Source organism: Thalassococcus halodurans (assembly GCF_900108225.1).
GTDB classification, from domain to species: Bacteria; Pseudomonadota; Alphaproteobacteria; order Rhodobacterales; family Rhodobacteraceae; genus Thalassococcus; species Thalassococcus halodurans.
In genome coordinates this window covers 1-21,474 of sequence record NZ_FNUZ01000001.1, presented here as the reverse complement: position 1 = coordinate 21,474, position 21,474 = coordinate 1, and the positions used below count along the sequence as shown (strand labels likewise).

16 protein-coding genes, 4 tRNA genes and 3 rRNA genes are annotated in these 21,474 nt (G+C 56.8%); 17 read left to right on the top strand and 6 right to left on the bottom strand.

Features of this window, described 5'->3' with window-relative positions; all coding sequences use genetic code 11:
• Positions 1-7: 7 nt before the first annotated feature.
• Positions 8-1,786 carry an ABC transporter ATP-binding protein gene (locus tag C4S59_RS00115; protein WP_103908453.1) on the bottom strand — a complete coding sequence of 593 codons (1,779 nt, stop codon included), beginning with the start codon at positions 1,784-1,786 and terminating at the stop codon, positions 8-10.
• A complete protein-coding gene (locus C4S59_RS00110; protein WP_103909360.1) occupies positions 1,783-2,502 on the bottom strand; it encodes a fused DSP-PTPase phosphatase/NAD kinase-like protein in 720 nt (239 codons plus the stop codon). The genes C4S59_RS00115 and C4S59_RS00110 overlap by 4 nt, the downstream gene beginning before the upstream one ends.
• Before the next feature lie 180 nt (positions 2,503-2,682).
• On the opposite strand from C4S59_RS00110, the gene C4S59_RS00105 reads away from it, so the two are divergent.
• The gene (locus tag C4S59_RS00105) at positions 2,683-3,894 is read left to right on the top strand and encodes a pyridoxal-phosphate-dependent aminotransferase family protein (RefSeq protein ID WP_103908452.1); all 1,212 of its coding nucleotides are present in this window, start codon (positions 2,683-2,685) and stop codon (positions 3,892-3,894) included.
• Here the strand turns inward: C4S59_RS00105 and C4S59_RS00100 are convergent.
• Positions 3,880-4,059, bottom strand: coding sequence for a hypothetical protein (locus C4S59_RS00100; protein WP_103908451.1), 180 nt, complete (start codon positions 4,057-4,059; stop codon positions 3,880-3,882). The genes C4S59_RS00105 and C4S59_RS00100 overlap by 15 nt on opposite strands.
• A gap of 64 nt (positions 4,060-4,123) precedes the next feature.
• The gene (locus C4S59_RS00095) at positions 4,124-5,233 is read right to left on the bottom strand and encodes a pyridoxal phosphate-dependent aminotransferase (RefSeq protein ID WP_103909359.1); all 1,110 of its coding nucleotides are present in this window, start codon (positions 5,231-5,233) and stop codon (positions 4,124-4,126) included.
• A 188-nt stretch (positions 5,234-5,421) separates the two neighbouring features.
• Between C4S59_RS00095 and C4S59_RS00090 the strand changes: the two genes are divergently transcribed.
• The 3 genes from C4S59_RS00090 to C4S59_RS00080 all read left to right on the top strand — a co-directional run bounded on the left by C4S59_RS00090 (position 5,422) and on the right by C4S59_RS00080 (position 8,106).
• Positions 5,422-6,708 (top strand): lipoprotein-releasing ABC transporter permease subunit, encoded by a 1,287-nt coding sequence (locus tag C4S59_RS00090; RefSeq protein WP_103908450.1) that lies wholly within the window; start codon positions 5,422-5,424, stop codon positions 6,706-6,708.
• Entirely contained in the window at positions 6,701-7,384 is a 684-nt protein-coding gene (locus C4S59_RS00085; RefSeq protein WP_103908449.1) for an ABC transporter ATP-binding protein, read from the top strand. The genes C4S59_RS00090 and C4S59_RS00085 overlap by 8 nt, the downstream gene beginning before the upstream one ends.
• A 71-nt stretch (positions 7,385-7,455) precedes the next feature.
• The gene (locus tag C4S59_RS00080; protein WP_103908448.1) at positions 7,456-8,106 is read left to right on the top strand and encodes a DUF3047 domain-containing protein; all 651 of its coding nucleotides are present in this window, start codon (positions 7,456-7,458) and stop codon (positions 8,104-8,106) included.
• Here the strand turns inward: C4S59_RS00080 and C4S59_RS00075 are convergent.
• Complete coding sequence (locus C4S59_RS00075; RefSeq protein WP_103908447.1) at positions 8,103-8,537, bottom strand: DMT family transporter; 435 nt, start codon at positions 8,535-8,537, stop codon at positions 8,103-8,105. The genes C4S59_RS00080 and C4S59_RS00075 overlap by 4 nt on opposite strands.
• Positions 8,538-8,710: 173 nt before the next feature.
• On the opposite strand from C4S59_RS00075, the gene C4S59_RS00070 reads away from it, so the two are divergent.
• The 8 genes from C4S59_RS00070 (at position 8,711) to C4S59_RS00035 (ending at position 14,603) form a co-directional block, all read left to right on the top strand.
• Positions 8,711-9,163, top strand: coding sequence for a c-type cytochrome (locus C4S59_RS00070; protein ID WP_327345568.1), 453 nt, complete (start codon positions 8,711-8,713; stop codon positions 9,161-9,163).
• A gap of 29 nt (positions 9,164-9,192) precedes the next feature.
• On the top strand, positions 9,193-9,477 hold the full coding sequence (locus C4S59_RS00065) for a hypothetical protein (RefSeq protein ID WP_103908446.1): 285 nt from the start codon (positions 9,193-9,195) through the stop codon (positions 9,475-9,477).
• An 84-nt stretch (positions 9,478-9,561) separates the two neighbouring features.
• Entirely contained in the window at positions 9,562-10,848 is a 1,287-nt protein-coding gene (locus tag C4S59_RS00060; RefSeq protein WP_103908445.1) for a homoserine dehydrogenase, read from the top strand.
• Between the two features lie 125 nt (positions 10,849-10,973).
• Positions 10,974-11,939, top strand: a complete 966-nt coding sequence (gene glpX / locus C4S59_RS00055) for a class II fructose-bisphosphatase (RefSeq protein ID WP_103908444.1) — start codon at positions 10,974-10,976, stop codon at positions 11,937-11,939.
• A gap of 27 nt (positions 11,940-11,966) precedes the next feature.
• Positions 11,967-12,515, top strand: a complete 549-nt coding sequence (locus C4S59_RS00050; protein ID WP_234994644.1) for a cysteine hydrolase family protein — start codon at positions 11,967-11,969, stop codon at positions 12,513-12,515.
• A complete protein-coding gene (recJ, locus tag C4S59_RS00045; RefSeq protein WP_103908442.1) occupies positions 12,512-14,251 on the top strand; it encodes a single-stranded-DNA-specific exonuclease RecJ in 1,740 nt (579 codons plus the stop codon). Before C4S59_RS00050 ends, recJ begins: the two co-directional genes overlap by 4 nt.
• A gap of 69 nt (positions 14,252-14,320) precedes the next feature.
• Positions 14,321-14,395, top strand: a tRNA-Glu gene (locus C4S59_RS00040).
• A gap of 133 nt (positions 14,396-14,528) precedes the next feature.
• Positions 14,529-14,603, top strand: a tRNA-Glu gene (locus C4S59_RS00035).
• Between the two features lie 14 nt (positions 14,604-14,617).
• Here the strand turns inward: C4S59_RS00035 and C4S59_RS00030 are convergent.
• Positions 14,618-15,217, bottom strand: coding sequence for a hypothetical protein (locus C4S59_RS00030; RefSeq protein WP_103908441.1), 600 nt, complete (start codon positions 15,215-15,217; stop codon positions 14,618-14,620).
• A gap of 980 nt (positions 15,218-16,197) precedes the next feature.
• On the opposite strand from C4S59_RS00030, the gene C4S59_RS00025 reads away from it, so the two are divergent.
• The 5 genes from C4S59_RS00025 (at position 16,198) to rrf (ending at position 21,434) form a co-directional block, all read left to right on the top strand.
• Positions 16,198-17,658, top strand: a 16S ribosomal RNA gene (locus tag C4S59_RS00025).
• Positions 17,659-17,824: 166 nt separating this feature from the next.
• A tRNA-Ile gene (locus C4S59_RS00020) sits at positions 17,825-17,901 on the top strand.
• 13 nt (positions 17,902-17,914) lie between these two features.
• Positions 17,915-17,990, top strand: a tRNA-Ala gene (locus C4S59_RS00015).
• A gap of 390 nt (positions 17,991-18,380) precedes the next feature.
• Positions 18,381-21,210: ribosomal RNA gene (locus C4S59_RS00010) — 23S ribosomal RNA — on the top strand.
• 109 nt (positions 21,211-21,319) lie between these two features.
• Positions 21,320-21,434, top strand: a 5S ribosomal RNA gene (gene rrf / locus C4S59_RS00005).
• Together the 16S, 23S and 5S rRNA genes with 2 tRNA genes alongside form the textbook arrangement of a ribosomal RNA operon.
• The last annotated feature ends 40 nt before the right edge of the window (positions 21,435-21,474 follow it).

Below are 21,474 nucleotides of genomic sequence, written 5' to 3'. Positions count from 1 at the left end.
AGGGTGCTTAGCCCTGAGACATTTGCAGCTTGTGCAGTTCGGCATACACGCCGCCACGGGCCAGAAGCTCGTCATGGGTGCCTTCATCGACGACCACGCCCTGATCCATCACGACAATCTTATGGGCGTTCTTGATGGTCGCCAGACGGTGCGCGATGACAAGCGTTGTGCGGCCCTCTGACAGACGATCCAGCGCTTCCTGCACCACGGCTTCGGACTGTGCGTCCAGCGCCGAGGTGGCTTCGTCAAGCAGAAGGATAGGGGTATCGCGGAGCAGGGCGCGGGCAATCGCCACGCGCTGACGTTGACCGCCAGACAGGGCCGAGCCGCGGGGCCCGACCTCGGTCTCGAGGCCATCTGACAGACGCGGGATAAAGTCGCTGACGTGGGCTGCGTCCAGAACGGCTTGCAGTTGCTCGTCCGACACGTCTTTGCGGCCCAGCAGAATGTTTTCCCGCAGGGTTTCGTCAAACAGCATCGCGTCTTGCGTGACGACCGAGATCAGCTTGCGCAGATCGCCGCTCGTGAAGTCCGTTGTCGGGGTGCCGTCGATGGTCACACTGCCATCTGTCGGGTCAATCAAACGGGTCAGCAGGTTGAAGACTGTGGATTTGCCCGCGCCGGAGGAACCGACCAGCGCGGTCACTTTGCCAGCTTCGGCTGTAAAGTTCGCGCCTTTCAGGACGGGCATGTCGCCGTACTGTGCCTGTGCGTTGGTCAGGACAACAGTGGGCGAGGCTTTGGGCAATGCCGCAGGTGTCGTGGGTTCGATCAGGGCTGTCTGCATATCCAGCAGTTCCTTGATCCGTTCTAGACCAGCCGAGGCGACCTGAAGGATACCAGACACGGCCCCCAAACGGCGCAGGGGCTCAAACGCAAGGCCGATGGCGGTGAAGAATGCCATGAAGTCGCCGACGGTCTTTTCGCCACCGATGATTTCGTTCGCGCCGTAAAACAGAACCAGCATGAAACCGACGCCCGACATAATGTCGATCAGCCCCGGAATGGCGGCTTGGCCGGCGATAGACCGGACCTCTGTTTTGACAAAGCGGTCTACCAGCTTGCCGTATTGCTTGGACTGGTAGCCTTCCAAACGGTTCAGTTTGACCGGAATGATGCCCGAGAAGATTTCGTTCAGACGCGCCGAGACGTTTGCGTTGATATCCCGCGCCGCGCGGGACGTGCCGCGCACATGGCGTTGAAGAAAGAGGGCAGGCAGAACCAGCAAAGGCGCACCGATCAGGGCGACCACGGTCCACTTCCAATCGATCAGAAACGCCACGCCGAACAGCGAAATCAGGGCGACGATATCGCGCCCCGCGCCGGTGATGATCGACCGCCAGACCTTGTTGACGGAATCCACGTCGCCATTCACGCGTTGCATCAGGTAACCGGGGCCGTAGTCCACGTGGAAACTAATATCCAGCGTCATCAGATGGGCGACCAGATCCTTGCGCAGATGCGCGACGCTCAGCTGGGATACCTTGGCCAGAACGACCTTTTGCACGACGCTGGCAATGGCACGGATGGCAAAGATGGCAAAGAACGCGAGGCCGATCCATTTGATCAAGTCTGTTTCGCCGCCCACAAAAACGCGGTCGAACATCGGCTTCATCATATAGCTGAGCGCACCGAACATGCCGCCTTCGATGGCCATAAAGATTAGGGCAAGGATCAGCAGGGGCCAATGATATGAAAGATAAGACTTCCACAGCCACAGCATCAGGTCCCACCGCTCTTTCGCGGTCGTGTCGGGCGCCTTGCCGATGTGCTCTCGTTTCTTCATGCCGCGTCTGTCATTAGCTGCTTGGCAAGTTGGGCGGGTTTGATCTTTTCGTCAAATCCCTTCTGCAACTGTTTGCCGACGTATTCGTGGCGGATCCAATCCTCGAAGCTGATCTTTTCAAGGTTCAGGCGTGCCTCGTAAACGTCTAGAATGTAATCCTGAATCCCCGTCGCGGTCTGCTTCAGGTGGATATATCGCAGGCCCAATTGCTTGCGCGCTTCATCGACCGTGGCATCTTCGAACACGAGTTTGTACACGGCCCCCATCAGACCTGTGCGGTCAGCGCCAGATTTGCAGTGAAAAATCAATGGCTTTTCTGACGTTCTTATCGCTTCAATCGCCTCAAGAATGCGGGCTTTCTTAGTCGCCATGCGGGCCCACATCTTGATATCGATCAGCTTCATGCCCAACCGGTCGCAGGTCTCTTTTTCAAAGAGGTAGTATGAGTATTTGTCTTCACCGCGCAGGTTGATGATCGTTTTCACGCCCATCTCGGCATAGGTTTCAAACCGGCCAGTCGTAGGCTGGTTAGACCGGTAAACGCCCGGTCCGATCTCGTCAAAATTGGTCCAGAAACTGCGCAGAAAGGCGTGGTCAAAGACGTGATAGTGTAGCTTGGCCCAACGGCGTCCCGACTTGCTTTCGATATCCATGCCGAAAGACCGGCGCAGGCGCCGTTCAGCATCGTCGAGCTTTGACCAAAGTTTGCCAATCATACAGGATATCCCGAAATCTTTCGCGCGGTTTAATGTGGAAAGCGGTTGGGGAAAACCGTTTTCGCAAAAAGACGTTGCGCTGTGTGCTTTGTTGCCTTGCAGCGATTGACCTCGGAAACGATCCGGATAGTGTTTGATCAAATTACGTCCGGCCCGTCTGGGCCTTCCCGGAGAACTGCTATGTCCCTTGCGTCTGGTCGCACATATTTGGCCATTCCTGGCCCGTCCGTCATGCCTGATGCTGTGCTTCAGGCAATGCACCAGCCCGCCCCGAACATCTACGAAGGCGATCTGGTTAAGATGGTAGATGGGATCATTCCCGATTTGCGCAAGGTCGCGCGAACCGATGGGCATGTCGCGATCTACATTTGCAACGGTCATGGCGCATGGGAAGCGGTGCTGTCGAACACGGTTGGGGCAGGGGAAAAGGTGCTTGTGCTTGCCACGGGTCGCTTTGGTCACGGCTGGGCCGATATGGCCGATGGTCTGGGGATCGAGCTTGAGGTCATCAATTTCGGCACCAAAGCCCCCGTCGATGCGAACCGTGTGTTAGAAGCGCTGGCGGCAGACACCGAGAAAAAGATCAAAGCCGTTCTGATGGTCCACGTGGATACCTCGTCGTCTGTCAGAAGCGAGGTGCCACCCGTTCGCGCCGCCATTGATGCGGCTGACCATCCGGCGTTGTTGATGGTGGATTGTATCGCGTCGATGGGGTGCGATCGCTATGAAATGGACGCTTGGGGCGCGGATGTGACGATCACTGCGTCGCAAAAGGGCCTGATGACGCCTCCGGGCATCGCGTTCGCCTTCTTCAATGATCGTGCGGCCGAAGTGCGCAAGGCCATGCCGCGCGTCAGCCGCTACTGGGATTGGACCGAACGCGCCAACCCCGAGATGTTCTATCAGTATTTCGGCGGCACAGCCCCCACGCATCACCTGTTCGCGCTGCGCAAAGCGTTGGACATCATTCATGACGAGGGGATGGAAAACATCTGGAAGCGTCACGCGACACTGGCAAAGGCCGTTTGGACAGCTGTCGATGTCTGGGGCAGCGGTGGTCCGATGACGATGAACATCGCCGATCCGGCAAACCGCAGCCACGCGGTGACCGCGCTGCGCCTTGGCTTTCCGCATGGTGAACGTCTGAGGACATGGTGCGCCGAGAACGCAGGCGTGACGCTGGGAATCGGCCTTGGCATGTCGGAAGAGGGTGATCCGAAGGGGCATGGCTTCTTCCGCTTTGGTCACATGGGCCACGTCAACGCGCACATGATTTTGGGTCTGCTGGGGGTGGTCGAGGCCGGGTTGAAGGCCTTGGATATTCCGCACAATGCAGGCGGCGTGGGCGCAGCGGCGGAATTTATTGCACAGGCGACGTTACCGGCGTCGTGATGCGATCCAATCAATTCCGCGGTTGAGGCACCAGCCTGCCGCGATAACGACTGGCAGACCATAAAGCGCCCAGATCACGCCGAATATCCACAACAGGTTCACCAGCCCCATCACAAGGGCAGCATTGGTGTAGTTCGGCGCTGATCCTTTCCGGTGGTTGTGCATGCGCGACACCCGACTGTTTCAGAGCAGTGTAGGCGGGAATCGCAATATGAGAAGGGGAAGGGCGTTATGCGCCCCTCACTTTTGCAAGAGCTTTGGGAAGCGCCTCTTCCAGCACGTCCAGATCGGCATCGGTGCCGGCGCTGATCCGGATGCAGCGGTTTTGCGGCGCTTGGAACGGCATCCGGACAAAGACGCCTAGCTCACCCAGCGCTTTGACCATGGCCACGGCAAAGGCCCCGTCCGATCCGCAATCGATGGTGACAAAGTTGGTGGCCGAGGGCAGGGCGCTCAGGCCATTGGCCTGCGCAATGGCGGCGATCCGGTTCTTGGATCGAGCCACTTCGGACTGCACATGCGCCAGCCATTCCTGATCTTGCAGGGCGGCCAATGCACCATCTTGCGCGGCGCGGTTCATGCCAAAGTGGTTTCTGATCTTGTCAAAGTTCTTGATCAGATCGACGTGCCCGAACCCATAGCCCACACGCGCACCGGCCATGCCGTAGGCCTTTGAAAACGTGCGGAAACGGATGACGCGCGGATCATCCAGCGCTACATCGGGCGCGGTACCTTCAGGGGCAAATTCGATGTACGCTTCGTCCAGACACAAAAGCGCGCCGTCGGGAATGCGATCCAGCGCGGCTTTGATCACGTCGCCGGTGTGCCAGCTGCCCATTGGGTTGTCGGGATTGGCCAGATAGATCAGCTTGGCATCAACCTCGGCAGCTTTGTCCAGCAGCGCGTCGATGTCTTCGTGATCATTCTTGAACGGCACCTTATGCAGTGCACCTCCGAAACCAACCACATGATAGTTGAATGTCGGATAGGCGCCGTCCGAGGTAACAACCGCATCACCCGGTTCGATCAACAGGCGGACGAGTTCACCCAGCAGCCCGTCGATGCCAGAGCCGAGCACGATGTTGTCGGGCGTGCCCCCGATCTGTTCTGCTAGGGCATTCTTCAGGGCGAAATTGGTGGAATCGGCGTATTTCCAGATGTCGTGGGACGCCTGCTCCATCGCCTCGATCGCCTTGGGCGAGGGGCCGAAAACGCTTTCATTTGCGCCAAGTCGCGCGCGGAACGGTTTGCCCATGTCGCGTTCCTGCACCTCGGGGCCAACAAAAGGCACGTTGGCAGGCAGGCTTTGGGCGAGTTTTGTGTATCTAGGTCCAGTCATGGCGCGACTTAAGCCTGAAATGAAGCCCATCGCAATGGGGGTATTGGGGGCCGGTGAATGTCCTTTTCCCCCTTGGTCATATCGCGCTATAGCGCCATCAGAGAAAGCCATACCTTGACCAGAGGGGGCGTAACCGCCACTTTCCCGTCAAGCACAGCCAAATGTGTATTGGATAATAAAGGCAAGACATGGCCCGAGCACCTGCACCTTTCGCAGCCTATGAATGGCTGATCGCATGGCGATATCTGCGCGCGAAACGCGCGGATGGTGGCGTCAGCGTCATGACATGGATCAGCCTGATCGGGATCACTCTGGCTGTCTTTGCCCTGATCGCGACCTTGGCCGTACGCTCCGGTTTTCGTGCGGAATTCGTGGATACCATCCTTGGGTCCAACGCCCATGTCACCGTCTATACGGCTGGCGAAGTGAACGAACAGGGTCAAATCCTTCGGACGATCGCGGAATACGAAACCATGGCCGAAAAGGTCGCCGAGGTTCCCGGTGTGATCCGTGCGGCCCCCTTGGTGAAAGGGCAGGTCATGGCATCGTCCCGGGGCCGCAATGCCGGTATCGAGGTCTTTGGCATTTCTGAAGCGGATATCCAGACGATCCCGCGCATCGCCAACCCTGAAACCGCTGTTGGATCGCTGGAGCGGTTCAACGAAGGCATCGCCATCGGTTCTGGCGTGGCCCGCGAACTTGGGCTGGCGCTGGGCGATACGATCAAGCTGATCTCGCCCGACGGTGTGAAAACGGCCTTTGGCGTGTCGCCGCGGGTCAAGAATTACGAAGTCGTCTATATCTTTACCGCCGGTCGCTACGATATCGACCGCACCCGCGCCTACATGCCGTTTGGTGAAGCGCAGTTGTATTTCAACCGCGAAGGCGCGGCGGACGAGATTGAGGTGATGATCGACGATCCCGAAAACGTTGATCAGTTGACCCTGCCGATCCTGCGCGCTGCCGGTGCCTCGGCCATGGTTTGGACATGGCGGGATGCATCGGGCGGATTCCTGCGCGCGCTTGAGATCGAAGACAACGTGATGTTCGTGATCATGTCGGTACTGGTCCTGATCGCGGCGATGAACATCGTGTCGGGCCTGATCATGCTGGTGAAAAACAAAGGTCGCGATATCGGCATTCTGCGCACCATGGGCCTGACCGAAGGCGCGGTGCTTCGCGTCTTCTTTATCTGTGGCGCGGCCACAGGCATCATTGGCACGATCCTTGGTGTGATCCTGGGCTGCCTGTTTGCGATCTACATCGATCCGATTTTCTCGTTCGTGAACTACGTCGCGGGCGGCGGCGTTTGGGATCCTTCGGTGCGTGGCATCTATGAGTTGCCCGCGAAACTGAACCTGAGCGATGTCTTGTCCGCTATCTTCCTGTCGCTGGGGCTGTCCTTTGTTGTCACGATTTTTCCGGCCCGACGGGCGGCCCGTATGAACCCGGTTGAGGCGCTGCGCTATGAATGATGTTGTGTTGCGACTGAATGGCATTTCCAAGTGCTATAACAAAGGCCTGCCGAACGAGGTTCAGGTTCTTCACGATGTCGATCTGAGCGTTAAACGCGGTGAGGTCGTGGCCCTTGTGGCGCCGTCTGGCGCGGGGAAATCTACACTGCTGCATATCGCTGGCTTGCTGGACACACCCGATAGTGGCGAGGTCGATATCGCGGGCGAAGCGATGGTTGGCCAGTCTAACCGCCGCCGCACAATGGTGCGGCGCGAAGAGGTGGGCTTCGTCTATCAGTTCCATCATCTGCTGCCCGAATTCAGCGCATTGGAGAACATCGTTTTGCCCCAGCTGGCCAACGGTGTTCCGTCGTCGCAAGCGTCCGAACGCGCGATGCAATTGCTCGATAGCGTAGGTATCGCGCACCGCGCGACCCATCGCCCCGGCGCTTTGTCAGGGGGGGAACAGCAGCGCGTTGCATTCTGTCGCGCGATGGCCAACCAGCCCAAGCTGCTCTTGGCGGATGAACCGACGGGCAACCTTGATCCTGAAACCTCTGACACAGTGTTCGAGGCGCTCTTGCGCCTTGTGCGTGACACTGGCCTGTCTGCGGTGATCGCGACGCATAACCTTGAACTGGCTGCGCGGATGGACAGGCAGGTGCGTCTTGATCAGGGCACTTTGACTGACGGGTAACAATCACCTCACGATGAATTTGGATGCCGATTGCCAAGCATCGGCTAACATCACCCAAAACGAGGTAATCCATGTTCCGTGTCCCATTCCTTCCCGCGCTTTTGGCAATCTCATTGCTGCCGATCATGTCATCAGCTGCGCCGGTCAGTTTTGATGGCTCGTGGAAGCATCAGCGATTTTCTCTGTTTTCGTCCAATTCCTACGGGTTCAACGGATCGTCGGTTTCGGTGAAATCTGACGGGGCGGTTTCGTTGGCGTATCGGGCATTGGATCAGCAGTTGTGGTCCGCAACGAACGCGCGATGGGCGTGGCAGGTGAATGCGGGCGTTCCCCCGACAGACCTTGCGCGGAAGGGCGGTGACGACCGAAACCTTGCGATCTACTTTGTGTTCCTGCCCAAAGCCCGCGCCGAGCAACTGAAAGGCGCTAAAGTGACCAAGCTCTTGCGCGAAGAAACGGCGCGTGTTCTGGTCTATGTCTGGGGCGGTGATGCCAGGCGTGGTCAGGTTCTGGCGTCACCCTATCTGGGCGCACGGGGTAAAACAGTTGTACTGCGCGGCGCAGGTACAGGTGCCTTCAGCGAAGATGTCGATCTGGCCCGCGACTTCGGTCGTGCCTTCGGGGGTGCACCCGAAGCGTTGGTCGGTCTGGCGATTTCCGGCGACAGTGACGACACCGACAGCCAGATCCAGGCGGCTATTTCCAACCTTCAGATAAATTAAGCGCGCTGGGTGATCCAGACGCCAACCGCCATTACCGCGATTCCCAACGCACGGGTCGCATCAAGCGGAGAGGGGCGCGCGCCGAATAGGCCGAAGTGATCGATGGCGGCGGCCGATGCCAATTGCCCTAGCAGCACGAAGAACACGGCATTTCCCACGCCCATGCTGGGCGCGATATAGGTGATTGAAAGTACGTAGAAGGCAACGAAAAGCCCACCAGCAAACAGGTGCTTTGGGGCGTCGGCTGCGCGCAAAAGGGGCTGTGGCCCTGTGATCAGCACTGCAATCAAAGTCACGCAGCTTGCCACGCAAAACAGGATGAGAGCAGCGGCTGCTGGCGATCCAATCCGTGAACCCAGCGCCGAATTTAATGCCGCAAGGATCGGAATGCCAAAACCGGCTGCCAACATTGTCATGACGTAATACGGCATCTGTGCCTCCTGCCCGTGGTGGTGGGCAGAGTGTCTTGGAAAGGGGCACCTGTCACGCGGTTTTCTGCGCGTTCTGCGTCGCATTGCGGCGATCTGGATGGTGACGGTTCTTTCCCTCTTGCTCTTGGCCTTGCCGCGGGCGAAACTTGGGCAAGAAAAAAGGAGGTCGGGGTATGCAGGTTTTCCATTCTTTGAAACGTGGTGCGATTGCAGCCGGAGCGCTTGCTTTGGTGGCGGGCTGCCAGATGGATGGAACGACAGGCGGGCCTTCGCACCGGATGCCTGATGCCAATGACGGCAAGGGCATCTACATGGAATATTGTTCGGCCTGTCATGGCGAAACAGGCATCGGTGACGGCCCGATGGCGCGCGCTATGTCCAAGCCGCCCAAGAATCTGACGCTGCTCAGCGTTCGCCACAATGACACCTTCCCCAAAGCCAAAGTGATGTCCATCGTGGACGGTTATGCGCGTTCGGATCTGTCCGGCCCCGGCATGCCTCAGTTCGGTGAACTGCTGGCGGGGGATCTGGTGCCCTTCGATTCCGGTGACGGGATCGCGACACCGACGCCGCGTCGTCTTGTTGCTCTGGTGGAATATCTGGAAAACATTCAGAAGCTGCGCTGACCGGCAGTCATCTTCTTGGGGGCGTACCAGTGAAGCATTGGGTTTTGGCAATTTGTGTCTTGGCGGGGGGCTGCACGCAGTTCCCCGAGCTTGATGCATTGGAAACCCCCGGTATCGCCGATGCGGACTATCCGGCGCTTTTGCCGATCTCGGATTTGCTGACAACCGAGGCGCCCCGCGCGGTGCCGGAACTGCGGGACTCGATCCAGGGACGGGTCGCAGCGCTCAGGGCGCGCGCCCAAAGATTGTCCGGTCCGGTGCTGGATGCACCCACAAGACGCAGGTTGGCCAAAGAAATCACGCTTCCCCAGTGATGCAGCTAAGTGGCGCAGTTGCAGACGCCCAGCGAAAGGGCTAATGGCCTGCGCAGTACAAATCTTCCCTCAGGAGCTGACAATATGACCCAACCACTGCGCTTAGGAATTGCTGGGCTGGGCACTGTTGGCGTGGGCGTTGTCAAAATCGTCCGCCAGAAGGCTGATCTTTTGTCCGCCCGTGTGGGCCGCGAAGTGCAGATCACTGCCGTTTCCGCACGAAGCCGCGACAAGGATCGGGGTGTTTCCCTGTCGGGTTATGCATGGGAAGACGACGCAGTCGCGCTGGCGCGTCGTGACGATGTGGATGTTTTCGTTGAGCTGATGGGCGGTTCCGAAGGCGCTGCGCGCGAAGCGACCGAAGCAGCGCTGGCCGCAGGCAAGCACGTCGTGACTGCGAACAAGGCGCTTTTGGCGCATCACGGTCAGTCGCTGGCTGTTCTTGCTGAAGACAACAAAGCTCAGCTTCGGTTCGAGGCAGCCGTTGCGGGCGGTATTCCCGTGATCAAGGCCCTGTCAGAAGGTCTGGCAGGTAACGAGATCAAACAGATCGTCGGCGTCATGAACGGCACCTGCAACTATATCCTGACACGTATGGAAAACGCGGGCCTGACATATGACGAGGCCTTCGCCGAAGCGGATGGTCTGGGCTACCTCGAGGCCGATCCGGAACTTGACGTGGGCGGTATCGATGCCGGTCACAAGCTGTCGATCCTTGCTGCGATTGCCTTTGGCACGCAGGTAAATTTCGACGCGGTCGAACTGGAAGGCATCGGTTGTGTGGCAATCGAAGACATCCGTCACGCGGCCGATATGGGCTATAAAATCAAGTTGCTTGGTGTGTCGCGCATGACCGGTCGCGGTCTGGAACAGCGTATGGCGCCGTGTCTGGTTCCGGCCTCGTCGCCCCTGGGCCAACTGGAAGGCGGCACGAATATGGTGGTGATCGATGGCGATCAGGTTGGACAGATCGTTCTGCGCGGGGCAGGGGCCGGTGAAGGCCCGACCGCATCTGCGGTCATGGGCGATATTCTGGATATTGCGCGCGGTATCGATCTGCCCGTGTTCGGCCAGCCCGCAAACGAGCTGAAAAAAGCCAACGGCACGCAAGGCGCAACGCCTGCGCCTTATTACTTGCGTATGCGTTTACTGGACAAACCGGGTGCGCTGGCAAAAATCGCGACCGCGCTGGGCGAGGCAGGTATTTCGATCCACCGCATGCGCCAGTACGATCACGACGGCGAAACTGCGCCCGTTCTGATCGTCACACACAAGTGCACACGGTCCGATCTGAAAACGGCGCTGGGCGCTATGGAGGCAACCGGTGTCATGGTCGGCGATCCTGTCGCGCTGCGCATCGAAGAGGTCTGAGGCCACATCGCGCATCGCGGACTGGGGCCAGAAAGCCACGCATTTGTTGATTGCGCTACCATTTGTTGCCAGTTCGGATACTGACGGGCTAGGACTGGGGCAAGCAAAAGTACGGGAACATATCCATGCCATCCACCGCTGATTTCAATGATCGTATGCTGTCTCTGGGCCTTGCCCGCGTATCCGAGGCCGCTGCGATCGCGTCTGCAAAACTGATCGGTCGTGGGGATGAAAAGGCCGCTGACCAAGCCGCAGTCAACGCAATGCGCACCCAGCTGAACATGCTGGATATCGCGGGTGTCGTGGTGATCGGGGAAGGTGAACGCGACGAAGCACCGATGCTGTACATCGGTGAAGAAGTTGGAACAGGCAAAGGTCCTGGCGTGGATATCGCGCTGGACCCGCTGGAAGGCACGACGCTGACGGCCAAGGATATGCCGAACGCTTTGACGGTGATCGCCATGGGCCCGCGCGGTTCCATGCTGCATGCGCCTGACGTGTACATGGATAAGCTGGCCATCGGTCCAGGCTTTGACGAAGGCGTGGTCACTCTGGACATGACACCTGCCCAGCGGGTTGAGGCACTGGCAAAAGCCAAAGGCTGCAAGTCCGAGGACATCACTGTCTGCATTCTGGAACGCCCCCGCCATGAAGATATGATCGCCGAAGTGCGTGGCACGGGTGCTGCGATCCGTCTGATCACAGACGGCGACGTCGCAGGCGTTATGCACGCGGCTGAGCCCGGCACCACCGGCATCGATATGTACATGGGATCTGGCGGTGCGCCCGAAGGTGTACTGGCGGCGTCTGCCCTGAAATGTATGGGTGGTCAGATCTATGGCCGTCTGATGTTCCGCAACGACGATGAACGTGGTCGCGCCGAAAAGGCGGGCATCACGGATTTCAACCGTGTTTATGCGCGCGACGACATGGTCACGGACCACGTTATCTTTGCTGCGACAGGCGTAACATCCGGTTCGCTGCTGCCCGGCATCAAGCGCGAGGTCGGCTATCTGACCACGGAAACCATTCTGATGCGTTCGAAAACAGGTTCGGTCCGCCGCATGGTGTACCGCAACCCGACCAACTAAGGCATGGTAGCGCATCGGGCTTTATTGTTGATCGACATCCAGAAGGGGTTTGATACGCCCTTCTGGGGCGCGCGGAATAACCCCGATGCCGAGAAAAAAGCCGGCCAGCTGCTGAACGCTTGGCGGCAAGCGGGCGCACCGATCATCCACATTCGCCACATCAGCCGGAACGCGGGCAGCCCGCTGCATCCCAACACAGGTAGTGGCGTAGATTTCAAAGATGAGGTCACGCCGCAGGACGGCGAAACGGTTTTCGAGAAATCCACAAACTCGGCCTTTATCGGTACGCCGTTAGAAGCCTACCTGCATGAACACAGGATTTCCGATCTGGTGATCTGTGGCCTGACCACGCCGCATTGCGTTTCTACAACGACCCGCATGGCTGCAAACCTTGGATTTGGTGTGACCTTGGCCCACGATGCCTGCGCGTCTTTCGATGTCAGCGCGGACACAACTTGGGCCGATGGCCTTCAGAAACCATCCCCGCAGATGATTCACGAAATGGCGGTGTCCCATCTTCACGGTGAGTTCTGTACCGCACTTTCAACAGACACAATTCTGGCAACATTCGCATGAGCTATCTGGGCGTTGAAAAATCCCTGAGTGGTCGTCGGTGGGTCGGCCCCGGTGTCGCAATCGAACGCCACGCCGAGGCGATTTTTCAGGCAACGCAACTTGCGCTGCCTTTGTGCGCGACGTTGGCGCGGCTTGGTGTGGCGGTGGAAGAGGTCGAACAGTTCCTTGATCCGAAACTGCGTGACCTGCTGCCGGACCCGCGCAGCATCCGTGACATGGATAAGGCCGCCGCGCGTGTTTTGCAGGCGGTTGAACGCCGCGAGAAAATCGCGATTTTTGCAGACTATGATGTGGATGGCGGAACATCTGCCGCGTTGCTGATCGACTGGCTTCGTCAGCTTGGGCTTCAATCGACTCTGTATGTGCCGGACCGGATTGATGAGGGCTATGGCCCGAATGAAGAGGCGATGGCCGATCTGGCCGCAAAGCACGACCTGATCATTTGTGTTGATTGCGGAACGCAGTCCCATGGCCCGATCGCTGCTGCGGTCGGTGCGGATGTGGTTGTTCTGGATCACCACCTTGGCGGAGAAACCCTGCCCGAATGTGTGGCGGTGGTGAACCCGAACCGTCAGGACGAAACAGGCGATCTGGCACATCTTTGTGCGGCCGCAGTTGTGTTCCTGATGCTGGTCGAATGCGGGCGCCTTCTACGGGAAGCTGGTAAAAAAGGCCCCGACCTGATGGCGATGCTGGATCTGGTGGCTTTGGCGACGGTTGCTGATGTGGCCCCGCTGCGTGGTGTGAATCGTGCGCTTGTCCGTCAGGGTCTGAAAGTGATGGCGCAGCGCAATCGCCCCGGCCTTGTCGCGTTGTCAGATGTGGGTCGTCTGGAATCACAGCCCAATTCCTATCATCTGGGTTTCGTCCTTGGCCCTCGCATCAATGCCGGCGGCCGGATCGGACGTGCTGACCTAGGCGCGCGTTTGCTGGCGGAAACCGATATTCACGCGGCCAAGGCGATGGCCGAACAACTGGATCATCTGAACACCGAGCGCCGCGAAGTCGAAGCATCCGTTCGTGCCGCGGCGCTGGCACAAGCGGAAGAGCGCGGTCTGGACGCACCTTTGGTTTGGGCCGCTGGCGAAGGCTGGCACCCCGGTGTCGTGGGAATCGTCGCATCGCGCCTGAAAGAACTGACCAACCGTCCCTCGATCGTTATCGGTCTGGACGGGGATGAAGGCAAAGGATCAGGCCGGTCCGTATCCGGCGTTGATCTGGGGGCTTCTATTCAGCGCCTCGCCTCTGAAGGTTTGCTGATCAAAGGCGGTGGGCACAAGATGGCCGCGGGTCTGACAGTTGCCCGCGATCAGCTGGAACCGGCGATGGCGCGGCTGGCCGAACTGCTGGCCAAGCAGGGCGCGGGCGAGGGCGGTGCAGCCGATTTGATTCTGGATGGCATGCTGATGCCCGGCGCAGCCAGCATCGAACTGCTGGAAAAGATCGAACAGGCAGGCCCGTTCGGCGCAGGTGCCCCTTCGCCACGCTATGTTTTTGCCGTCATGATGATCCATTTCGCCAAGCGCGTCGGTGAAAGCCATCTGAAGATCAGCTTTGGCGACGGGCAGGGGCCGCGTATCGATGCCATCTGCTTTGGGGCGTTTGATGGCGATATGGGCCAAACTTTGATGGATCATAAAGGCGCGCGCTTCCATTTGGCGGGGCGTCTGGAGCTGAACGAATGGGGCGGTCGACGCAGTGTGCAACTGCGTCTGGAAGATGCCGCACCTGTTTAAAACAATTTCTTAAATTTACCTCTTGCGCAGGCGAACGGGTTTTTCTAAACACCGCCTCACGCCAAGCGTGGCCCGTTCGTCTATCGGTTAGGACGCCAGGTTTTCAACCTGGAAAGAGGGGTTCGATTCCCCTACGGGCTGCCACTTCCCGACACTGTTGGTTTCAGGAAGATGGTTAAAGCGCGACGGCTGGATGCGATGATGTCTTTCGTGTTCAGGAACAGTTTCTGACTTGTGCCTGTCTGACGATTGACCTAATCACCGCAACATCAAGAGTGGCCCGTTCGTCTATCGGTTAGGACGCCAGGTTTTCAACCTGGAAAGAGGGGTTCGATTCCCCTACGGGCTGCCACTTCTTCCCAAAGCTTACACAGAGACTTCCGCGTCTGTTTCGCGCAGGCCGATGCGCTGCGACAGCCAGTCACTGATCTTACCATCCAGAAAGATCTCTGCGGGTGGGGTGATCACTTTGCTCGCGCCAATCCAGTCCAACGCGATTCTGTGCACCATCATATGACGTGAGTAATTGGTCCAAGGGTTCATCTTGGGGGTGCTTGTCGCGGGAAACCACTGAGCAGGGTCGTGGTATGTGAACACGGCCCAAGGTGGAATCATCACATAGTCATAGACTCGGCAGTTTTCACGCGCCTGTTCGGTAAGCGCCGCAACAGCAGGAGAGGGCATCGCATTCTTCACGGGTTCTTGGAGCGTGCAGAACATCATCATCACGTCGATCGGAGTTCTGTCGGCAACAAAGTCCGCGCCTGCCCGCTTTTCTGATGCCGCCTTCTTGGTGATGATATCCACGTGTGCATGTAACATCGCCTTTGGGGACTTTGCTGACTTCCGCGCATTCGTAAACGCGAGAAAGCCTTCCTGTATCATAGGAAGCTTCATGTCTTTTGCGATCTGGCGTGCTGCGGTCGTCTTTCCGCAATTCGACGCGCCCGAGATTCCGATCTTCATGTCATGGTCCCCACCAAGAAGGGGCAAGGTTGCTAGACTGGCCGCACGTCTTCGGTCCCATTTAATGATCGGACCGGTCACTGGCTGACGCGCGGTGCGTAGAACTGGCATTCCCCTATATGCCGGTATCAGGACAAAACCCTATTCCGACGTATTCGTATTCAGACATGTAAAAGGTGTTTTGACCAGATGGAGCGGAGAATGCGGGCTTTGGATTTGAAGATTTGACCCTTGAATGGGCGATTCCGCCGGAATCACGATGCCTGAATCGCTGGGATGGTCGGTGAAGATGAATTTTCGTGGAAAAAACGAGTCGTGAATCGAGCCGGATTCCCTCCGAAAGGGCCTTCGAAAGCCCCGCTTCGGTAAATCCCTACCCAGTAGTTGGTAAGCAGGCTGTAGCTTTCCAAAGCGTCTTCGCTAACCAACACGGGGCAGGGGACAGAAGTGAAAAATGACTGCAAGCAAAAAGCCCTTATTTTTATGGCGTTTTCACAGTCTGCTCAGAAAAAGATCAAAAAAATTGGAAAAACCTGAATTTTCCACTTGCGGGTATTTGGTGTGTTACGTAAAAGCCCCCTCACCGGCGGCGCTGAGGCGCTAACGGGACGCCAGACGGGGCGGCGGCGGAGACGCTAGCGCAGACGAGGCGGACGAAATTTGAGGCATTGACGGGCGGGCGCGCCGATAAGTTAGGGCGCATCCGGTTCGGTTTTGTCTCTGGGTCTTACGGGATCCGTGCTCTTTGACATTGCTAATATCTGAAGAGATATGTGGGCGGTTTGGTTCATTCGATGGATCAGACGTCTGTATATCGCGCTCTTAGGCTTCGGCCGATGATAGAGTGTCAGCTTCACTGTCTTGTATGGACTTCGTTCTTTGAAGAACGATGTACATCAGACAGATGACTTCAACCGGTCTAGCCACCGGTTGAGATGTGCAGAGGTTCGAACGTCAAGGATAAGCAAGTAATTGCTTTTCAACTTGAGAGTTTGATCCTGGCTCAGAACGAACGCTGGCGGCAGGCCTAACACATGCAAGTCGAGCGCACCTTCGGGTGAGCGGCGGACGGGTTAGTAACGCGTGGGAACGTACCCTTTTCTAAGGAATAGCCACTGGAAACGGTGAGTAATACCTTATACGCCCTTCGGGGGAAAGATTTATCGGAGAAGGATCGGCCCGCGTTAGATTAGATAGTTGGTGGGGTAACGGCCTACCAAGTCTACGATCTATAGCTGGTTTTAGAGGATGATCAGCAACACTGGGACTGAGACACGGCCCAGACTCCTACGGGAGGCAGCAGTGGGGAATCTTGGACAATGGGCGCAAGCCTGATCCAGCCATGCCGCGTGAGTGATGAAGGCCTTAGGGTCGTAAAGCTCTTTCGCTGGGGATGATAATGACAGTACCCAGTAAAGAAACCCCGGCTAACTCCGTGCCAGCAGCCGCGGTAATACGGAGGGGGTTAGCGTTGTTCGGAATTACTGGGCGTAAAGCGCGCGTAGGCGGATTGGAAAGTTGGGGGTGAAATCCCGGGGCTCAACCTCGGAACTGCCTCCAAAACTATCAGTCTAGAGTTCGAGAGAGGTGAGTGGAATTCCGAGTGTAGAGGTGAAATTCGTAGATATTCGGAGGAACACCAGTGGCGAAGGCGGCTCACTGGCTCGATACTGACGCTGAGGTGCGAAAGTGTGGGGAGCAAACAGGATTAGATACCCTGGTAGTCCACACCGTAAACGATGAATGCCAGTCGTCAGCAAGCATGCTTGTTGGTGACACACCTAACGGATTAAGCATTCCGCCTGGGGAGTACGGTCGCAAGATTAAAACTCAAAGGAATTGACGGGGGCCCGCACAAGCGGTGGAGCATGTGGTTTAATTCGAAGCAACGCGCAGAACCTTACCAACCCTTGACATCCTGTGCTACATCCAGAGATGGATGGTTCCCTTCGGGGACGCAGTGACAGGTGCTGCATGGCTGTCGTCAGCTCGTGTCGTGAGATGTTCGGTTAAGTCCGGCAACGAGCGCAACCCACATCTTCAGTTGCCAGCAGTTCGGCTGGGCACTCTGGAGAAACTGCCCGTGATAAGCGGGAGGAAGGTGTGGATGACGTCAAGTCCTCATGGCCCTTACGGGTTGGGCTACACACGTGCTACAATGGCAGTGACAATGGGTTAATCCCCAAAAACTGTCTCAGTTCGGATTGTTCTCTGCAACTCGAGAGCATGAAGTCGGAATCGCTAGTAATCGCGTAACAGCATGACGCGGTGAATACGTTCCCGGGCCTTGTACACACCGCCCGTCACACCATGGGAGTTGGGTTTACCCGAAGACGGTGCGCCAACCTTTTAGGAGGCAGCTGGCCACGGTAAGCTCAGCGACTGGGGTGAAGTCGTAACAAGGTAGCCGTAGGGGAACCTGCGGCTGGATCACCTCCTTTCTAAGGATGTTTCTGGATTTGATAGCTTGCTATCAACGTGAAGCACTTAGCAAAAAACCGGTACCTTTGCCGGTTATATATCGGGACCAGGCCGTCCTCATATCTCTTCAGAACAGTGGTGACACGAGCTTCCGGCTCGTTACCGGTGACCTGCTTGCAGGACCATGGGTCGGTAGCTCAGGTGGTTAGAGCGCACGCCTGATAAGCGTGAGGTCGGAGGTTCAAGTCCTCCTCGACCCACCACCTGCACTTAGATGGGGCCTTAGCTCAGCTGGGAGAGCGCCTGATTTGCATTCAGGAGGTCAGGAGTTCGATCCTCCTAGGCTCCACCACTTACCCGATTTGATCGAACAGCAGTTTATGACTTCTGTTCCGTCCAATCGGACACAGCGGCAATCGTCAGATTGCAGCGCATTGACATCGTTTAGAGAGATACAAATATCAACCTTGCTTGGTTTGCTGAAGTGACAGTGAACCTCAGTTGGTTCCCCTTCGGGGGAAGGCACGTAACGGGCTGCTTCCTCAACCTGTTTCTGTGTATCCCAGCTTGAAACGAGCAAGTGTTGTCCAAGTCAAGTACACTAACCCGGTGCACTATACAGTGCACCATGTCCACATCGACAGATGTGGGCGGGAAAGTATGCTTTTGATCCGGAATAGAGGTGCTAGCTGAACCAGCATGGCGCCGTGATAGACCTTCGGGCCTGTCTCTTTCTGGATCAAATCAAGCGCGAGAAGGGCGTTTGGTGAATGCCTTGGCAGTAAGAGGCGATGAAAGACGTGATACTCTGCGATAAGCCATGGGGAGCTGAGAATAAGCTTTGATCCATGGATTTCTGAATGGGGCAACCCACCTGAATGTTTGTTATTATTGCCTTTCGGGGCAGCTAATAACAGGCATAACCAGGTACTTATAGACTGAATACATAGGTTTATAAGAGCAAACCCGGGGAACTGAAACATCTAAGTACCCGGAGGAAAGGACATCAATAGAGACTCCCCTAGTAGCGGCGAGCGAACGGGGACCAGCCGAGTCCTGAGAGTGACCAGAACATGTTGGAAAGCATGACCATAGTGGGTGACAGTCCCGTATGGGAAGCTCAATGGAACGTATTAAGTAGGGCGGGACACGTGAAATCCTGTTTGAAGATCGGAGGACCACCTCCGAAGGCTAAGTACTCCTTACTGACCGATAGTGAACCAGTACCGTGAGGGAAAGGTGAAAAGCACCCCGACGAGGGGAGTGAAACAGTACCTGAAACCGAACGCCTACAATCAGTCGGAGCATCCTTGAGATGTGACGGCGTACCTTTTGTATAATGGGTCATCGACTTGGTCTATCTAGCAAGCTTAAGCCGTTAGGTGTAGGCGCAGCGAAAGCGAGTCTTAATAGGGCGTCGAGTTAGATGGATCAGACCCGAAACCGAGTGATCTAGGCATGACCAGGATGAAGGTAAGGTAACACTTACTGGAGGTCCGAACCCACACCTGTTGAAAAAGGTCGGGATGAGTTGTGCCTAGGGGTGAAAGGCCAATCAAACTCGGAGATAGCTGGTTCTCCGCGAAATCTATTTAGGTAGAGCGTCATCCGAATACCCCGGGGGGTAGAGCACTGGATGGGTAATGGGGCCCCACAGGCTTACTGATCCTAACCAAACTCCGAATACCCGGGAGTACTAGATGGCAGACACACTGCGGATGCTAACGTCCGTAGTGGAGAGGGAAACAACCCTGACCTACAGCTAAGGCCCCTAATTCATGGCTAAGTGGGAAAGCAGGTGGGACGACCAAAACAACCAGGAGGTTGGCTTAGAAGCAGCCATCCTTTAAAGATAGCGTAACAGCTCACTGGTCTAAATAAGTTGTCCTGCGGCGAAGATGTAACGGGGCTCAAGCCATGAGCCGAAGCTTAGGATGCCGTAAGGCATGGTAGCGGAGCGTAGTGTGACATAGTCTCATTCCTCCTTCGATCCTTCGGGATCATTGGAGGAGAGAGGCTTTCTGTGAAGCCGGGCTGTAAGGCATCCGGTGGAGAGATCACTAGTGAGAATGATGACATGAGTAGCGACAAAGAGTGTGAGAGACACTCTCGCCGAAAGTCCAAGGGTTCCTGCTTAAAGCTAATCTGAGCAGGGTAAGCCGACCCCTAAGGCGAGGCCGAAAGGCGTAGTCGATGGGAACCAGGTTAATATTCCTGGGCCAGATGGAAGTGACGGATCTCGAAGGTAGTTCATCCTTATCGGATTGAATGGGCTGCTTAGATGTCCCTGGAAATAGCTCCATCATTAGATCGTACCCTAAACCGACACAGGTGGACTGGTAGAGAATACCAAGGCGCTTGAGAGAACGATGTTGAAGGAACTCGGCAAAATACCTCCGTAAGTTCGCGAGAAGGAGGCCCGGTTCCTAGGCAACTAGGGGCTGGGGGCACAAACCAGGGGGTGGCGACTGTTTATTAAAAACACAGGGCTCTGCGAAGTCGCAAGACGACGTATAGGGTCTGACGCCTGCCCGGTGCCTGAAGGTTAAAAGGAGGGGTGAGAGCTCTGAATTGAAGCCCAGGTAAACGGCGGCCGTAACTATAACGGTCCTAAGGTAGCGAAATTCCTTGTCGGGTAAGTTCCGACCTGCACGAATGGCGTAACGACTTCCCCGCTGTCTCCAACATCGACTCAGCGAAATTGAATTGCCTGTCAAGATGCAGGCTTCCCGCGGTTAGACGGAAAGACCCCGTGCACCTTTACTACAGCTTCACACTGGCATCAGGCACAACATGTGCAGGATAGGTGGTAGACTTTGAAGCAGGAACGCCAGTTCCTGTGGAGTCATCCTTGAGATACCACCCTTGTTCTGCTTGATGTCTAACCGCGGTCCGTTATCCGGATCCGGGACCCTGTGTGGCGGGTAGTTTGACTGGGGCGGTCGCCTCCTAAAGCGTAACGGAGGCGCGCGAAGGTTGGCTCAGAGCGGTCGGAAATCGCTCGTTGAGTGCAATGGCAGAAGCCAGCCTGACTGCGAGACTGACAAGTCGAGCAGAGTCGAAAGACGGCCATAGTGATCCGGTGGTCCCAAGTGGGAGGGCCATCGCTCAACGGATAAAAGGTACGCCGGGGATAACAGGCTGATACTGCCCAAGAGTCCATATCGACGGCAGTGTTTGGCACCTCGATGTCGGCTCATCTCATCCTGGGGCTGGAGCAGGTCCCAAGGGTATGGCTGTTCGCCATTTAAAGAGGTACGTGAGCTGGGTTTAGAACGTCGTGAGACAGTTCGGTCCCTATCTGCCGTGGGTGTAGGATACTTGAGAGGAGTTGCCCCTAGTACGAGAGGACCGGGGTGAACGATCCACTGGTGGACCAGTTGTTATGCCAATAGCAGTGCTGGGTAGCTATGATCGGACAGGATAACCGCTGAAGGCATCTAAGCGGGAAGCCCCCCTCAAAACAAGGTATCCCTGAGAGCCGTGGAAGACCACCACGTCGATAGGCCGGAGATGTAAGTGCAGTAATGCATTCAGTTGACCGGTACTAATGGCTCGATAGGCTTGATTTGATCCAGTAAAAGACAGACCCGTCTATTTACTGCTCAAAAGCATACATCCCTACACACATACTTGACTTGGTTATCGCTCTTAATCAGAGCGATTGAGGTTTTTACTCGGTTTGGTGGTCATAGCACGAGCAAAACACCCGGCTCCATTCCGAACCCGGCCGTTAAGTGCCGTCGCGCCAATGGTACTGCGTCTTAAGACGTGGGAGAGTAGGTCACCGCCAAACCTAGCAAAAACCTCAAAACAGTGTCTCTCACAAACGATGA

Excerpts from the sequence above, each read along its gene's own strand:
- C4S59_RS00100 (WP_103908451.1), bottom strand. The coding sequence starts at position 4,059 with ATGCACAACCACCGGAAAGGATCAGCGCCGAACTACACCAATGCTGCC.
- C4S59_RS00085 (WP_103908449.1), top strand. The coding sequence starts at position 6,701 with ATGAATGATGTTGTGTTGCGACTGAATGGCATTTCCAAGTGCTATAAC.
- C4S59_RS00060 (WP_103908445.1), top strand. The coding sequence starts at position 9,562 with ATGACCCAACCACTGCGCTTAGGAATTGCTGGGCTGGGCACTGTTGGC.
- C4S59_RS00090 (WP_103908450.1), top strand. The coding sequence starts at position 5,422 with ATGGCCCGAGCACCTGCACCTTTCGCAGCCTATGAATGGCTGATCGCA.
- C4S59_RS00110 (WP_103909360.1), bottom strand. The coding sequence starts at position 2,502 with ATGATTGGCAAACTTTGGTCAAAGCTCGACGATGCTGAACGGCGCCTG.
- C4S59_RS00070 (WP_327345568.1), top strand. The coding sequence starts at position 8,711 with ATGCAGGTTTTCCATTCTTTGAAACGTGGTGCGATTGCAGCCGGAGCG.
- C4S59_RS00095 (WP_103909359.1), bottom strand. The coding sequence starts at position 5,233 with ATGACTGGACCTAGATACACAAAACTCGCCCAAAGCCTGCCTGCCAAC.
- C4S59_RS00075 (WP_103908447.1), bottom strand. The coding sequence starts at position 8,537 with ATGCCGTATTACGTCATGACAATGTTGGCAGCCGGTTTTGGCATTCCG.
- glpX (WP_103908444.1), top strand. The coding sequence starts at position 10,974 with ATGCCATCCACCGCTGATTTCAATGATCGTATGCTGTCTCTGGGCCTT.
- C4S59_RS00105 (WP_103908452.1), top strand. The coding sequence starts at position 2,683 with ATGTCCCTTGCGTCTGGTCGCACATATTTGGCCATTCCTGGCCCGTCC.
- C4S59_RS00080 (WP_103908448.1), top strand. The coding sequence starts at position 7,456 with ATGTTCCGTGTCCCATTCCTTCCCGCGCTTTTGGCAATCTCATTGCTG.
- C4S59_RS00030 (WP_103908441.1), bottom strand. The coding sequence starts at position 15,217 with ATGAAGATCGGAATCTCGGGCGCGTCGAATTGCGGAAAGACGACCGCA.
- C4S59_RS00115 (WP_103908453.1), bottom strand. The coding sequence starts at position 1,786 with ATGAAGAAACGAGAGCACATCGGCAAGGCGCCCGACACGACCGCGAAA.
- recJ (WP_103908442.1), top strand. The coding sequence starts at position 12,512 with ATGAGCTATCTGGGCGTTGAAAAATCCCTGAGTGGTCGTCGGTGGGTC.